The organism is Pseudomonas sp. Z8(2022), from assembly GCF_025837155.1.
In the GTDB taxonomy this organism is placed as follows: domain Bacteria; phylum Pseudomonadota; class Gammaproteobacteria; order Pseudomonadales; family Pseudomonadaceae; genus Aquipseudomonas.
The window spans coordinates 435175-448877 of record NZ_CP107549.1 but is presented as its reverse complement, the minus strand read 5'-3'; the positions used below and the strand labels follow the sequence as shown (position 1 = coordinate 448877).

Sequence of the window (13703 nt, the reverse complement as noted above, 5' to 3'; positions counted from 1 at the left end):
GTCGGTCTCGCCAATCATCTGCACGCCCGATAAAGGCCCGGAGCGGGCCTGGCGACTGGCGGCGTGCGGCGCAGTCGCTGCGGCTGTTAGAAGTTTTCCGGGCTCTTGGCCTTCTCGCGCGCGCTGTCGCGGCTGACCAGTCCCTTGGATACCAGGGTCTTGAGGCAGGCATCCAGAGTCTGCATGCCCAGCGCACCACCGGTCTGGATCGCCGAATACATCTGCGCGACCTTGTCCTCGCGGATCAGGTTACGAATCGCAGGTGTACCGATCATGATCTCGTGAGCGGCAACACGACCGCCGCCGATCTTCTTCAGCAGGGTCTGCGAGATTACCGCCTGCAAGGATTCCGACAGCATCGAACGCACCATGGACTTCTCCTCGGCCGGGAACACGTCGACCACCCGGTCGATGGTCTTGGCGGCGGAGGTGGTGTGCAGGGTGCCGAATACCAGGTGACCGGTTTCCGCGGCGGTCAGCGCCAGGCGGATGGTCTCCAGGTCACGCATCTCACCCACCAGGATGATGTCCGGGTCTTCACGCAGGGCCGAGCGCAGGGCTTCGGAGAAGCCGTGGGTGTCGCGGTGCACCTCACGCTGGTTGACCAGACACTTCTTCGACTCGTGCACGAATTCGATCGGGTCTTCAATGGTGAGGATGTGGTGGTACTTGTTGCTGTTGAGGTAGTCGAGCATCGCCGCCAGGGTGGTCGACTTACCCGAACCGGTAGGACCGGTAACCAGCACCAGGCCGCGCGGCACGTCGGTGATCTTGCGGAACACCTCGCCCATGCCCAGGTCTTCCATGGTCAGCACCTTGGACGGAATGGTACGGAATACCGCACCGGCGCCACGGTTCTGGTTGAATGCGTTGACCCGGAAGCGCGCCACGCCCGGAACTTCGAAGGAGAAGTCGGTTTCGAGGAACTCCTCGTAATCCTTGCGCTGCTTGTCATTCATGATGTCGTAAATCAGCGCGTGTACCTGCTTGTGATCCAGCGGTGGCAGGTTGATGCGACGCACATCGCCATCGACGCGGATCATCGGCGGTAGCCCCGCCGAGAGGTGCAAATCCGACGCGCCTTGCTTGGCGCTGAAGGCGAGCAGCTCAGTGATATCCATGGGACTCCCCAATTACAAGCAAGCAGGTAGAATGCCGCAAACCCTCTAGGGGTCGGGCTTTATAGAGCGCAGGTAATGTCCACGATAGCAGAGAATATTGCAAAGGTCGGAGCGCGTATCCGTGAGGCGGCGCAAGCCTCACAGCGCAATTTGGCCGACATCGGCCTGCTGGCGGTGAGCAAGACCAAGCCGGCCGGAGCCATCCGGGACGCGCACGCCGCCGGCCTGCGCGATTTCGGCGAGAACTACCTGCAGGAAGCGCTGGAAAAGCAGGCCCAACTGACCGACCTGCCCTTGATCTGGCACTTCATCGGCCCCATTCAGTCGAACAAGACCCGGCCCATCGCCGAGCATTTCGACTGGGTGCATTCCGTGGACCGCCTGAAAATCGCCCAACGCCTGTCCGATCAGCGCCCTGCGGATCTGCCGCCGCTGAACATCTGCCTGCAGGTCAACGTCAGCGGCGAGGACAGCAAATCCGGCTGCTGTCCCGAAGAATTGCCGGAGCTGGCCCAGGCCGTCGTCGCCCTGCCCAACCTCCGCCTGCGCGGGCTGATGGCCATTCCCGAACCCACCGACGATATCGCCGCGCAACATGCCGCTTTCGCCCGTCTGCGCCAACTGCGCGATGAGCTGACGCTGAATCTCGATACCCTGTCCATGGGCATGAGTCATGATCTGGAAGCCGCCATTGCCGAAGGTGCCACCTGGGTGCGCATCGGCACTGCGCTGTTCGGCGCCCGTGATTACGGCCAGCCCACTCACTGAATGAAGGAACTTCCAATGAGCAACCCGACCATCGCCTTCGTCGGCGCCGGCAACATGGCAGCCAGCCTGATCGGGGGCCTGCGAGCCCAAGGCGTACCCGCCGACGCCATTCGCGCCAGCGAGCCGGGTGCCGAGCAACGTGGGCGACTGAACCAGCAGCATGGCATCGCCCTGTTCAGCGATAACGTCGAGGCCATCGAAGGGGCCGATCTGATCGTGCTGGCCGTCAAGCCGCAGGTGATGAAGGCGGTTTGCCTGGATCTGGCGCCGCATCTCACCGCCGGTCAGGTGATCGTTTCCATCGCCGCCGGCATCAGCTGCGCCAGCCTGGAGAAGTGGCTGGGCGAGCGCGCCATCGTGCGCTGCATGCCCAACACGCCGGCGCTGTTGCGCCAGGGTGTTTCCGGGCTGTTCGCCAACCCGCGCGTCAGTGCCGCGCAGAAAGCCCAGGCCGAGCAGGTACTGAGTGCCGTGGGCCTGGCCCTGTGGCTGGAAGAAGAAGCCCAGCTCGATGCCGTCACCGCCGTGTCCGGCAGCGGTCCGGCCTACTTCTTCCTGCTGATCGAGGCCATGACCGCGGCTGGCGAGCAGCTCGGTCTGCCACGTGCAACCGCAGCCCAGCTGAGCATCCAGACCGCCCTCGGAGCGGCACGCATGGCCAGCGAGAGTGATGTCGACGCCGCCGAACTGCGGCGCCGTGTGACCTCACCGAACGGCACCACCGAAGCAGCGATAAAAACCTTCCAGGCCGGCGGCTTCGAAGCGCTGGTACAACAGGCACTCGATGCCGCTGCCAATCGCTCGGCCGAACTGGCCGAACAACTGGGTCAATAAGGAAGCACACATGTCCGGACTCATCGAAGCCCTCATCTACATCATCCAGACCCTCGGCAGCCTGTACCTGCTGATCGTGCTGCTGCGCTTCATCCTGCAACTGGTACGTGCCGACTTCTACAACCCGCTGAGCCAGTTCATCGTCAAGGCCACGCAGCCGCTGCTGACACCGCTGCGCCGCATCATCCCGGGCTTCGCCGGGCTGGACCTGGCGTCGCTGATCCTGGCCCTGCTGGTACAGCTGCTGCTGATGATCGTGACCCTGACGCTGGTTGGCTACAACGTCGCCGGTTTCATCCCGCAGTTGCTGGTATGGTCGGTAATCGGCGTGACCTCGCTGTTCCTCAAGGTATTTTTCTTCGCCCTGATCATCAGCGTGATCCTCTCCTGGGTCGCCCCGGGCAGCTACAACCCCGGCGCGCAACTGGTCAACCAGATCTGCGAACCGCTGCTGGCACCATTTCGCAAGCTGCTGCCGAACCTCGGCGGCCTGGATATCTCGCCGATCTTCGCCTTCATCACCATCAACCTGATCGACCGCTTCGTGATCGGCGCCCTGGCCGCCTCCACCGGCCTGCCACCGATGCTCAGCCCCTTCCTCTGAGCATGAGCTTCTACCGCTGGGACGGTGAGGACCTGATCCTCGACTGTCATCTGCAGCCCAAGGCGAGCAAGGACGAGTTCGCCGGGCTGCATGGCGAGCGACTGAAGATCCGCCTCACCGCTCCGCCGGTCGACGGCAAGGCCAACGCGCACCTACAGGCCTTCCTGGCCAAGGCGTTCGGCGTCGCCAAGAGCCAGGTAAGCCTGGAAAGCGGCGAGCTCAACCGGCAGAAGCGCCTGCGCATCCGCGCCCCACAGACGCTGCCGCCGATCCCCGGCCTGCAGCGCACCTGACGACCACTCGGCAGCCCTGGCCGACCATAAGGCGGGACTGTAGCCGCGGCCAATTGACGGCGACCCTGCAGCTCGCATAATGCAGGGTGTTCTCGTGATACGCCGTGCTTCGTGGCGGCAACCCCAACCGAACCGTCACGCAGCCCCAGCAAGTGGATGATCTTGCCGAGAGGAGAGCCAGGATGAGCATGGAACGTCTCAGCCAGCAGGTAGATGCCTACGTCACCTGGAAACGCGAACTGATGCGCGAGATCACGCGCTATCGCAGTTGGCTGGAGCACAACCGGCTCAACTCCGATGCCGTTCAGGCCAAGCTCGAACGCGCGCTGAAGGTCCTGCGCACCGACCACATCACCCTGGCCTTCGTCGGCGAGTTCTCACGCGGCAAGACCGAGCTGATCAACAGCCTGTTCTTCTCCGAGTACGGCCAGCGCATGCTGCCTTCGCATGCCGGGCGCACCACCATGTGTCCTACCGAGCTGTTCTTCGACCCGCGCTCGGAACGCCCCTACATTCGCCTGCTGCCGATCGAGACGCGCACGGCCTCGGCCAGCATCGCGCAGTTCAAGCGCATCCCTCGCCACTGGGTGAACATCCCGCTGGATACCAGCGACCCGGCAAACATGGCCCTTGCCTTCAGCCAGGTGGCCAAGACCAAGCCCATGCCGGTGGAACAGGCGATCCAGCTCGGCTTCCACCCGGACATGCTCGAAAGCACTGGCAAGCGCGACCAGGTGCTGGTACCAGCCTGGCGCCATGCCATGGTCAACTTCGATCATCCGCTGCTGCGCCAGGGCCTGCGCATCCTCGACACCCCCGGCCTCAACGCCCTGGGCAGCGAGCCGGAGCTGACCCTGTCGATGCTGCCCAACGCCCAGGCGATCATCTTCCTGCTGTCCGCCGACACCGGCTTGACGGCCAGCGACATGAGCATCTGGCAGCAGCACATCCGTCAGCTCGATGAAGACACCCAGACCAGCCTGTTCGCGGTGCTGAACAAGATCGACGTGCTCTGGGACGACCTGGCCGGCGAGTCCTTCGTGCAGAACGCCATCAGCCAGATACAGAGCGCCACCGCCAAGCAACTGGGCATCGCCAAGCAGGACGTGCTGCCTCTGTCGGCCAAGCAGGCGCTGCTGGCCAAGGTGCGCAAGGACGAGCTACTGCTGGCCCGCAGCCAGCTCGCCAACCTGGAGAATCTGCTGTGCGAGCGCATCGTCACGCAGAAGGAACGCCTGATCGAAGATCATGTGGTGCGCCAGGTTCTGGCGCTGGTGAATAACAGCCAGCATGTACTCAACCTGCGCCTGGAAAAGGTCAGCGAACAACTGGCCCTGCTCGGCAATCATGAACAGGACAACGGCCAGTTGCTGTTCGAGCTGACCGCCAAGACCAAGGAAGACCACAACCAGCACCACAAGCGCCTGCTCGGCCTGAAGACCAATCAGCGCCTGTTGCAGCGCCAGGGTCAGTTGCTGCGCCATGCCGCACGTGCCGAACGCCTGGAACAGCACCTGAACGAAGTCCGCCGCAACCTCACCGGCAGCTGGACCACCCTCGGCATCAACCAGGCCATCCTGCAGTTCTTCCGCGCCGTCGAGCAGGATCTCCACAACCTGGAGCACGAAGCGGAGATGGCCAACAAGATGGTCGCCGCCATCTATCGCCGGCATAACGAAGGCAATCCGCTGGGTGGCGTCGACGCGCCGCAGTTCAAGATCCAGCGCTACCTGCGCGAGCTGCAGAAGCTGCAGGCCAAGGGCGACCAGTTCCGCCTGCACGTGAAAACCCTGCTTACCGAGCAACGCAGCCTGACCCGGCGTTTCTTCGCCACCCTGGCCCAGGAAGTGATCGGTCTGCACCAGCGCCTGCGCCTGGACGCCGAACAGTGGGCCGCCGACGCGCTGATGCCATTGATGCAGCACACCCTGGAACACAAGCAGATGCTGGAAAGCCACATGCTGCGCCTCAAGGCGCTGGCTCAGGAAACCCAGCAGACGCGCAAGCGCAGCCAGCAACTGGCGCGCTACCAGGAAGAGCTGGAGCAGCAACTGGCCCAGGCCAGCGACATGCTCCGCGTGCTGCGCCGCCCGGCACCTGTTCAGCGCCAGGGCAAGGTGGTCAGCCTGCCGGTGGCAGCACGCCAGCAAGGTCTGTAGCGCAAGCGGACGTCCTGCTCGCTTGCTGCTGCCGACGGTGCTCTTTAGACTGGCGGCCTCCTCCGATTCATTAGCAGCGCCTCCATGCCTACTGCATTTCCCGAAGATTCCGTCGGCCTGGTCAGCCCCCAGGTGTTCCGTTTCAGCGAACCGTTGGCCCTGGCCTGCGGGCGCAGCCTGGCCGAGTACGAGCTGGTCGTCGAAACGTACGGCGAGCTCAATGCCAAGCGCAGCAATGCCGTGCTGATCTGCCACGCCCTGTCCGGCCATCATCACGCCGCCGGCTACCACAGCCCGGATGACCGTAAACCCGGCTGGTGGGACAGCTGCATCGGCCCCGGCAAGCCGATCGACACCAACAAGTTCTTCGTCGTCAGCCTCAACAACCTCGGCGGCTGCAACGGCTCCACCGGCCCCAGCAGCACCAACCCGGCAACCGGCAAGCCCTATGGCGCCGACTTCCCGGTGATGACCGTCGAAGACTGGGTACACAGCCAGGCACGCCTGGCCGATGCTCTGGGCATTGAGCAGTGGGCGGCAGTGATCGGCGGCAGCCTCGGCGGCATGCAGGCCATGCAATGGACCATCAGCTACCCCGAGCGCGTGCGTCACTGCCTGGCCATTGCCTCGGCGCCCAAGCTGTCGGCGCAGAACATCGCCTTCAATGAAGTGGCGCGTCAGGCCATTCTCACCGACCCGGATTTCCATGGCGGACATTTCCAGGAACAGGGCGTGATCCCCAAGCGCGGCCTGATGCTGGCGCGCATGGTCGGCCATATTACCTACCTGTCCGATGACGCCATGGGCGAGAAATTCGGCCGCGGCCTGAAGAGCGAGAAGCTCAACTACGACTTCCACAGCGTCGAGTTCCAGGTGGAAAGCTACCTGCGCTATCAGGGCGAGGAATTTTCCGGTCGCTTCGACGCCAACACCTACCTGCTGATGACCAAGGCGCTGGACTACTTCGACCCGGCCGCCGCGCATGACGGCGACCTGGCCAAGACCCTGGCCGTGGCCAGGGCGGACTTCTGCCTGATGTCCTTCACCACCGACTGGCGCTTCTCCCCCGCCCGCTCGCGGGAGATCGTCGACGCGCTGACGGCGGCGAAGAAGAACGTCTGCTACCTGGAGATCGACGCACCGCAGGGCCACGACGCCTTCCTCATGCCGATCCCGCGTTACCTGCAGGCATTCGGCAGCTACATGAAGCGAATCGAGGTATGAGCATGCGAGCGGATCTGGACATCATCCAGGAATGGATCGCCCCGGGCAGCCGTGTGCTCGACCTGGGCTGCGGCGACGGCGAGCTGCTCGCCTGGCTGCGCGACAACAAGCAGGTTTCCGGCTACGGCCTGGAAATCGACCCGGACAAGATCGCCCTGTGCATCGAGCGCGGCGTCAACGTCATCGAACAGAACCTCGACCTGGGCCTGGGCAACTTCGCCAGCAACAGCTTCGACGTGGTGGTCATGACCCAGTCGCTGCAGGCGCTGCACTACCCGGACAAGGTACTGGCCGAGATGCTGCGCGTCGGCAAGACCTGCATCATCACCTTCCCCAACTTCGGCCACTGGCGCTGCCGCTGGTACCTGACGACAAAAGGTCGCATGCCGGTTTCGGACTTCCTGCCCTACACCTGGTACAACACGCCGAACATCCACTTCTGCACCTTCGAGGACTTCGAGCGCCTGTGCCACGCCCAGGGCGCCCGTGTGGAAGAACGCCTGGCGGTGGACCGCGACCATCGCCACGGTATCGCCAGCCGCATCTGGCCCAACCTGCTGGGCGAGATCGGCATCTACCGCATCAGCGGCGCGGGCCTGTCCGCCCACCGCGTCGCGGTCTGAACGAGGAGAACATCATGCGCCGCATCATTCCCTTCCTGATCGCCCTGTGCATGGCCCTGCCGGCTGTCGCCGAGCGCAAGCAGAGCTTCGGCGATCTCGACGTGCACTACAGCGTGTTCAATTCCAGCTTCATCCAGCCGGATATCGCCAGCGCCGCCGGCCTGGTGCGCAGCAAGACCCAGGGCGTGATCAACGTCGCCGTGCTCAAGGCCGGCAAGCCCAGCACCGCAGTGGTCGGTGGCGAGGTGAAGGACCTGCTGGGCAAGAGCACCGCGCTGACGTTCCGTCAGGTCAGCGAAGGCGAGGCCATCTATTACCTGGCGCAGTTCCCCTTCAAGACCCGCGAAGTGCTCGGCTTCACCCTCGACGTACGCCAGGGCGACGACGCCCACCGCATCACCTTCAACCAGGAAATGTTCCCGGATGACTAAGCCCGTGAGTGCTTTCAAGGAGCTAGTACTGGCCAGCCATAACGCCGGCAAGCTCAAGGAGCTGCAGGCCATGCTCGGCGACGCCGTACGCGTGCGCTCGATCGGCGAGTTCAGCCAGGTCGAGCCGGAAGAGACCGGCCTGTCGTTCGTCGAGAATGCCATCCTCAAGGCGCGCAACGCCGCACGCATCTCCGGCCTGCCGGCCCTGGCCGATGACTCCGGCCTGGCAGTGGACTTCCTCGGCGGCGCGCCGGGCATCTACTCTGCGCGTTATGCAGACGGCCAGGGCGATGCGGCGAACAATGCCAAGCTGCTCCAGGCTCTCAAGGACGTGCCCGACGAGCAGCGCGGCGCGCAGTTCGTCTGCGCCCTGGCACTGGTGCGACATGCCGACGACCCGCTGCCGATCCTCTGCGAGGGCCTGTGGCACGGGCGCATCCTGCACAAGGCCCGTGGCGAACACGGCTTCGGTTACGACCCGCTGTTCTGGGTACCGGAAACCCAGTGTTCCAGCGCCGAGCTGCCGGCCGAGCAGAAGAACCGTCTCAGCCACCGCGCCCGAGCCATGGCCCTGCTCAAGCAGCGCCTGGAGCTGGCATGAGCAATACCGCTGGCGGGAGTTTCCTGCTCCCGCCCCTGGCGCTGTACATCCACATCCCCTGGTGCGTGCGCAAATGCCCCTACTGCGACTTCAACTCCCACGCCGCCGGGCCAACACTGCCTGAAGAAGAGTACGTCGACGCACTGCTGGCCGATCTCGATACCGACCTGCAGCACGTCCACGGCAGGCCGCTGATCTCGATCTTCTTCGGTGGCGGCACACCCAGCCTGTTTTCCGACCGCGCCCTCGGCCGGCTGCTTGAGGGCGTAGAGCGTCGTGTCGCTTTCGCGCCTGACATCGAAATCACCCTGGAAGCCAACCCCGGCACCTTCGAGCAGGCCAAGTTCAAGGGCTATCGCAGCCTCGGCATCAATCGCCTGTCCATCGGCGTGCAGAGCTTCCAGCAGGACAAGCTCAAGGCGCTGGGGCGCATCCACGATGGCGACGAGGCCATCCGCGCTGCCGGCATGGCGCGCGCCGCCGGTTTCGACAACTTCAACCTCGACCTGATGCACGGCCTGCCCGAGCAGAGCATCGAGGACGCCCTGTTCGACCTGCGCACGGCCATCAGCCAGGGCCCGACGCACCTGTCCTGGTACCAGCTGACCATGGAGCCGAACACGGTGTTCTGGAGCCAGCCGCCGCAACTGCCGGAAGACGACCTGCTATGGGACATCCAGGAAGCCGGCCAGGCGCTGCTCGCTGCCGAGGGTTACACGCAGTACGAGGTGTCCGCCTACGCCCGGCCAGGCAAGCAGGCGCGGCACAACCTCAACTACTGGACCTTCGGCGACTTTCTCGGCATCGGCGCCGGCGCCCACGCCAAATTGAGCACGCCCGCAGGACGCATTCAGCGCACCTGGAAAACCCGTCTGCCCAAGGACTATCTGGACCGCAGCAAAGCCTTCCAGGCCGGCGAGCGCGTACTCGAAGCCGACGAACTGCCGTTCGAGTACCTGATGAACGTGCTGCGCCTGACCGAAGGCGCGCCGAGCGAGCTGTTCGGCCAGCGCACCGGTCTGCCATTGCAGCAACTGGCCGAAGCACGTCGGGAAGCCGAGCAACGCGGCCTGCTGCAACGTGATCCGGCGCGCCTGGTCGCCACGCCCAAGGGTCAGCTGTTTCTCAACGATCTGCTGCAGCTGTTCCTGGCCTAGATCACCCACTGCGCGGCGGCAATCCGTTACGCTAGAGCCCTCGTGCGCAACGGCCAATGCCGCCGCGCCGCTCGTTTCGCATTCAAGGAGCCTGAATGGATCTGCTACTGGACCTGATCGTCACCCTGTCGCGCTGGAGCCGCAGCCACCTCAGCGATATCTCCCTGGCCATCATGGCCACCCTGCTGGTGCTGTTCGGCCCGGCCATCAACGCCTGGGTCCAGCGCACCATCGGCAACCTCAACTTCGTCCTGCGCACGCTGCTGTTCGTGGTGTTCTGCGCAGTGGGCTATGGCCTGGCGATCGTGTTCCTTACCCCCTGGCTGGCCAAGGGCCTGGCCTACTTCAACAACTTCACCCTGGCACCGGTGCTGATCCTGATCTTCGTGGTGATCGGAATACTCGCCGACCGCAACTAGAACGCCCTGCGCGCCGTCGGCAGCGCGCAGGGCCGAGGTTTCAGAACGGTTTGATCGCCACCTTGAGCACGCCGTCGCGCTGGTTGGCGAACAGATCGTAGGCCGCGACGATGTCATCCAGGCGGTATTCGTGGGTCACCAGCGCGCCAAGCTCGACGCGGCCGGAGGCCACCACGTTGAGCAGACGCCGCATGCGCTCCTTGCCGCCCGGGCACAGCGAGGTGACGATGCGATGATCGCCGAGGCCCGCATGGAAGGCCCCTAGCGGGATGGTCAGATCGCTGGAGTAGACACCCAGGCTGGACAGCGTGCCGCCCGGCTTGAGCACCCGTAGCGCCTGTTCGAAGGTGCTCTGCAGGCCCAGCGCCTCGATCGAGGCGTCCACACCGCGGCCACCGGTGAGCTTGAGGATCTCGTCCACCACGTCCACTTCGCGGAAGTTCAGGGTGACATCGGCGCCCAGCTGGCGGGCGATCTCCAACCGCTCGTTGACACCGTCGATGGCGATGATGGTGCTGGCACCGCGCAGCTTGGCACCTGCGGTCGCACACAGGCCTATCGGCCCCTGGGCGAACACCGCCACCACATCACCGATCCTGATATTGGCCGCTTCGGCGCCGGCAAAGCCGGTGGACATGATGTCCGGGCACATCAGCACCTGCTCGTCGCTCAGGCCGTCCGGCACCGGCGCCAGGTTGGCCTGGGCGTCGGGCACCAATACGTACTCGGCCTGGGTGCCGTCGATGCTGTTGCCGAAACGCCAGCCCCCCATGGGCTTGTAGCCATGGCACTGGCAGCCACCGTCCTGCGACGGATAGCCGTCCTGGCAGGCGTAAGAGGTGAAGCTGGGGCAGATGGCACCAGCGATGACCCGCTGACCTTCCTGGTAGCCCTGCACGTTGCTGCCCAGCTTCTCGATGATCCCCACCGGCTCGTGACCCACGGTCAGGCCCTTGGCCACCGGGTACTCACCCTTGAGGATGTGCACGTCGGTACCGCAGATGGTGGTGGTGGTGATGCGTACCAGCGCATCGTTGGGGCCAACTGGCGGAATGGGTTTTTCCACCAGTTCGATACGCCCGGGCTCTACAAATACCGCAGCTTTCATCAGGCCCATTGTCCTGCCTCCATTGGATCCAGATAGCTGACTCTAGCCCAGCGGGCAGCGGCAGTGTTGTCGTGGATCAAACAGTGGGCAGAGGGGCCGTTCACACGGCCCGTGGCTCAGTTGCCTTCGCGGCGCAGCGCCTGGGGGGTGAAGTCGCGCGGCCCCAGCTTGGCGTTGAAGTCGTACATCTTCTCGTTGTTGTCGAGACCGTCGGCGAAGTAGCGCTCGCCCTTGAAGTCGTAGATGGTCTCCAGGGTCGAACCGAACATCGGCACGTCGTAGTAGCTGATCGGGTGCGCTTCCTGCAGGCCGATCAGCTTGCCGCTGCGGTCGTAGAGGTCGACGGCGAGGATCTGCCAGCTGTCTTCGTCCAGGTAGAAGCGGCGCTTGGCGTAAGGGTGGCTGAAGCCCTTGCGCAGGTCGGCCTCGACCACCCAGACGCGATGCAGCTCGTAGCGCAGCAACTCGGGATTGACGTGCTTGGTCTGCAGAATGTCGGCGTAAGGAATGCCCTGCTGGTGCACGGCGTAGCTGTTGTAGGGCACCAGCATCTCGCGCTTGCCCAACAGTTGCCATTCGTAACGATTCGGCGCGCCATTGTAGGCGTCCACCTGGTCAGAAGTGGCCATGCCGTTGGTATCGGGCTGCAGGGTGTCATAGGCGAGCATCGGCAAGCGGCGTACACGGCGCTCACCGCGGTTGAAGCGCCAGGCCTTGCGAATCGCCAGTACCTGATCGAGCGTCTCCTGCACCACCAGCGCCGAGCCGGCCAGCTTGGCCGGTGCCACGACCTTGTACCGATAGTAGAACAGGGTGTTGTCCAGATCCTGCGGGGCAACGCCTTCGCGGCCATAGAGGAAATAGACGTCGCGCTCGAGCTTGAGCAGGTTGTAGCTGCCGTTGGCGAGCACTGCTGCCTGGTTGGTGGCCATGCTGATCTGGTCACCACGGTAACGCATGATGTGGTTCCAGATGGCCTCCTGACCGGTCTGCGGCAGGGGGAACGGCACGCCGGCAGCTGCGCCCTGCACACCATTGCCACCGGAAATCAGCTCGGCATTCTGTGCATTGAAGCGCGTGGCGTCATAGATACGCTGCGGCGCTGCAGCGCTGCGGCGGGTCGGGAAGACCCGCAGGTAGAAGCTGGGGTTCTCCTGCAGCAGGGTCTTGAGGCCGATCGGCAGTTGCGGTTCGTACTGCGCCAGGTTCTGGCTGTCGACGCGATACAGCAGTTTGTCGCCTGCGTATGGGTCCGGGTGGTGCATGCCGGGCTGGTAGCCAGCTGGCGGAGTCGCCAGGCCGCCCGTCCAGGCGGGAATGGTGCCGGCAGCATTACCTGCCCGCTCGCCGCCCAGCGGGGTCAGGTCCCGCTCCAGGCGCGCAGCCTGACTGGCATCGACCTTCGCCTGGGCCTGAAGGGCCAGGGCAGTCAGCAAAAGAATGGAAACCGATCTCAACACAATGCTCTCCTTGCGGCGCCATGGCAGCGGCGTCGCCAATATCTACAGGCCTTTCAGGCATGTTTATCGTTGTTGTGTCGGTGAGGTGCCGTCCTGGCTTTGCCGGGTTATCCCGATCTAGTCATGCATCCTGTCGTTTCTAAGGCTGGGCGATCCTGCGAGCAAGGATCACCGGACATCACTCCTGGCGCTGAAACTTGAGGTCCCATACACCATGGCCGAGGCGCTCGCCGCGGCGCTCGAACTTGGTCACCGGGCGCTCCTCGGGGCGCGGCACATAGGTGCCATCAGCCGCCAGGTTGCGGTAGCCCGGCGCAGCATTCATCACCTCGAGCATGTGCTCGGCGTAGTTTTCCCAGTCGGTGGCCATATGCAGCACACCGCCGATCTTCAGCTTGCGGCGCACCAGCTCAGCGAAGGCCGGCTGCACGATGCGGCGCTTGTGGTGACGCGACTTGTGCCAGGGATCGGGGAAGAACAGCAGCACGCGGTCGAGGCTGGCATCGGCGACACAGTCGCGCAGCACCTCCAGCGCATCGCAGCTGTACACGCGGATGTTGCTCAGGTCCTGCGCCATGGCACCATTGAGCAGCGCGCCGACGCCGGGCTTGTGCACCTCGACGCCGATGAAGTCCTGCTCGGGCGCGGCAGCAGCCATTTCCAGAGTGGAATGGCCCATGCCGAAACCGATCTCGAAGGTGCGCGGTGCACTGCGACCGAATACCTGATCGAAATCGCGCAGGCCGTCTTCGAGCTCGAGACCGAACAGCGGCCAGCCTTTGTCCAGACCACGCTGCTGGCCTTCGGTCATGCGCCCGGCGCGCATCACGAAGCTCTTGATGGTACGGCGCTGGCGACCATCGTCGGTCAGTTCGGGCTGCTGGATATCGGTCATGCTGAG

General features: G+C 64.3%; 15 protein-coding genes. 11 read left to right on the top strand and 4 right to left on the bottom strand.

Annotated elements, in window-relative coordinates; translation table 11 throughout:
• Positions 1-86 precede the first annotated feature (86 nt).
• Entirely contained in the window at positions 87-1121 is a 1035-nt protein-coding gene (locus tag OEG79_RS02105; protein WP_004373763.1) for a type IV pilus twitching motility protein PilT, read from the bottom strand.
• Between the two features lie 75 nt (positions 1122-1196).
• On the opposite strand from OEG79_RS02105, the gene OEG79_RS02100 reads away from it, so the two are divergent.
• From OEG79_RS02100 to OEG79_RS02050, 11 genes are all read left to right on the top strand, one after another.
• Positions 1197-1889 (top strand): YggS family pyridoxal phosphate-dependent enzyme, encoded by a 693-nt coding sequence (locus OEG79_RS02100; RefSeq protein WP_264147239.1) that lies wholly within the window; start codon positions 1197-1199, stop codon positions 1887-1889.
• A 15-nt stretch (positions 1890-1904) separates the two neighbouring features.
• Positions 1905-2723 carry a pyrroline-5-carboxylate reductase gene (gene proC / locus OEG79_RS02095; RefSeq protein WP_264147238.1) on the top strand — a complete coding sequence of 273 codons (819 nt, stop codon included), beginning with the start codon at positions 1905-1907 and terminating at the stop codon, positions 2721-2723.
• Positions 2724-2733: 10 nt separating this feature from the next.
• Positions 2734-3327 (top strand): YggT family protein, encoded by a 594-nt coding sequence (locus tag OEG79_RS02090; RefSeq protein WP_264147237.1) that lies wholly within the window; start codon positions 2734-2736, stop codon positions 3325-3327.
• A 2-nt stretch (positions 3328-3329) separates the two neighbouring features.
• A complete protein-coding gene (locus tag OEG79_RS02085) occupies positions 3330-3620 on the top strand; it encodes a DUF167 domain-containing protein (protein WP_264147236.1) in 291 nt (96 codons plus the stop codon).
• Positions 3621-3802: 182 nt separating this feature from the next.
• The gene (locus tag OEG79_RS02080) at positions 3803-5779 is read left to right on the top strand and encodes a dynamin-like GTPase family protein (RefSeq protein WP_264147235.1); all 1977 of its coding nucleotides are present in this window, start codon (positions 3803-3805) and stop codon (positions 5777-5779) included.
• A gap of 84 nt (positions 5780-5863) precedes the next feature.
• On the top strand, positions 5864-7003 hold the full coding sequence (metX, locus tag OEG79_RS02075; protein WP_264147234.1) for a homoserine O-succinyltransferase MetX: 1140 nt from the start codon (positions 5864-5866) through the stop codon (positions 7001-7003).
• 2 nt (positions 7004-7005) lie between these two features.
• Complete coding sequence (gene metW, locus OEG79_RS02070; RefSeq protein WP_264147233.1) at positions 7006-7626, top strand: methionine biosynthesis protein MetW; 621 nt, start codon at positions 7006-7008, stop codon at positions 7624-7626.
• 14 nt (positions 7627-7640) lie between these two features.
• Positions 7641-8057: a DUF4426 domain-containing protein gene (locus OEG79_RS02065; protein WP_264147232.1), complete on the top strand. Its 417-nt coding sequence runs from the start codon at positions 7641-7643 to the stop codon at positions 8055-8057.
• Complete coding sequence (gene rdgB / locus OEG79_RS02060; protein ID WP_413247523.1) at positions 8050-8658, top strand: RdgB/HAM1 family non-canonical purine NTP pyrophosphatase; 609 nt, start codon at positions 8050-8052, stop codon at positions 8656-8658. Before OEG79_RS02065 ends, rdgB begins: the two co-directional genes overlap by 8 nt.
• The gene (gene hemW / locus OEG79_RS02055; protein WP_264147231.1) at positions 8655-9815 is read left to right on the top strand and encodes a radical SAM family heme chaperone HemW; all 1161 of its coding nucleotides are present in this window, start codon (positions 8655-8657) and stop codon (positions 9813-9815) included. The genes rdgB and hemW overlap by 4 nt, the downstream gene beginning before the upstream one ends.
• Before the next feature lie 95 nt (positions 9816-9910).
• Positions 9911-10234: a DUF3392 domain-containing protein gene (locus tag OEG79_RS02050; RefSeq protein ID WP_061240213.1), complete on the top strand. Its 324-nt coding sequence runs from the start codon at positions 9911-9913 to the stop codon at positions 10232-10234.
• Positions 10235-10274: 40 nt separating this feature from the next.
• Here the strand turns inward: OEG79_RS02050 and OEG79_RS02045 are convergent, their stop codons facing one another.
• The 3 genes from OEG79_RS02045 to trmB form a co-directional block, all read right to left on the bottom strand.
• Entirely contained in the window at positions 10275-11351 is a 1077-nt protein-coding gene (locus OEG79_RS02045; protein WP_264147230.1) for an NAD(P)-dependent alcohol dehydrogenase, read from the bottom strand.
• A 107-nt stretch (positions 11352-11458) separates the two neighbouring features.
• Positions 11459-12802, bottom strand: coding sequence for a DUF1329 domain-containing protein (locus OEG79_RS02040; RefSeq protein ID WP_264147229.1), 1344 nt, complete (start codon positions 12800-12802; stop codon positions 11459-11461).
• Between the two features lie 178 nt (positions 12803-12980).
• Positions 12981-13697: a tRNA (guanosine(46)-N7)-methyltransferase TrmB gene (trmB, locus tag OEG79_RS02035; RefSeq protein ID WP_264147228.1), complete on the bottom strand. Its 717-nt coding sequence runs from the start codon at positions 13695-13697 to the stop codon at positions 12981-12983.
• Positions 13698-13703 lie beyond the last annotated feature (6 nt).

What these genes read in the sequence shown, in the direction of transcription:
- OEG79_RS02085 (WP_264147236.1), top strand. Translation starts at nt 3,330, where the DNA reads ATGAGCTTCTACCGCTGGGACGGTGAGGACCTGATCCTCGACTGTCAT.
- OEG79_RS02080 (WP_264147235.1), top strand. Translation starts at nt 3,803, where the DNA reads ATGAGCATGGAACGTCTCAGCCAGCAGGTAGATGCCTACGTCACCTGG.
- proC (WP_264147238.1), top strand. Translation starts at nt 1,905, where the DNA reads ATGAGCAACCCGACCATCGCCTTCGTCGGCGCCGGCAACATGGCAGCC.
- hemW (WP_264147231.1), top strand. Translation starts at nt 8,655, where the DNA reads ATGAGCAATACCGCTGGCGGGAGTTTCCTGCTCCCGCCCCTGGCGCTG.
- metX (WP_264147234.1), top strand. Translation starts at nt 5,864, where the DNA reads ATGCCTACTGCATTTCCCGAAGATTCCGTCGGCCTGGTCAGCCCCCAG.
- OEG79_RS02050 (WP_061240213.1), top strand. Translation starts at nt 9,911, where the DNA reads ATGGATCTGCTACTGGACCTGATCGTCACCCTGTCGCGCTGGAGCCGC.
- OEG79_RS02100 (WP_264147239.1), top strand. Translation starts at nt 1,197, where the DNA reads ATGTCCACGATAGCAGAGAATATTGCAAAGGTCGGAGCGCGTATCCGT.
- metW (WP_264147233.1), top strand. Translation starts at nt 7,006, where the DNA reads ATGCGAGCGGATCTGGACATCATCCAGGAATGGATCGCCCCGGGCAGC.
- OEG79_RS02045 (WP_264147230.1), bottom strand. Translation starts at nt 11,351, where the DNA reads ATGGGCCTGATGAAAGCTGCGGTATTTGTAGAGCCCGGGCGTATCGAA.
- OEG79_RS02105 (WP_004373763.1), bottom strand. Translation starts at nt 1,121, where the DNA reads ATGGATATCACTGAGCTGCTCGCCTTCAGCGCCAAGCAAGGCGCGTCG.
- rdgB (WP_413247523.1), top strand. Translation starts at nt 8,050, where the DNA reads ATGACTAAGCCCGTGAGTGCTTTCAAGGAGCTAGTACTGGCCAGCCAT.
- OEG79_RS02065 (WP_264147232.1), top strand. Translation starts at nt 7,641, where the DNA reads ATGCGCCGCATCATTCCCTTCCTGATCGCCCTGTGCATGGCCCTGCCG.
- trmB (WP_264147228.1), bottom strand. Translation starts at nt 13,697, where the DNA reads ATGACCGATATCCAGCAGCCCGAACTGACCGACGATGGTCGCCAGCGC.
- OEG79_RS02090 (WP_264147237.1), top strand. Translation starts at nt 2,734, where the DNA reads ATGTCCGGACTCATCGAAGCCCTCATCTACATCATCCAGACCCTCGGC.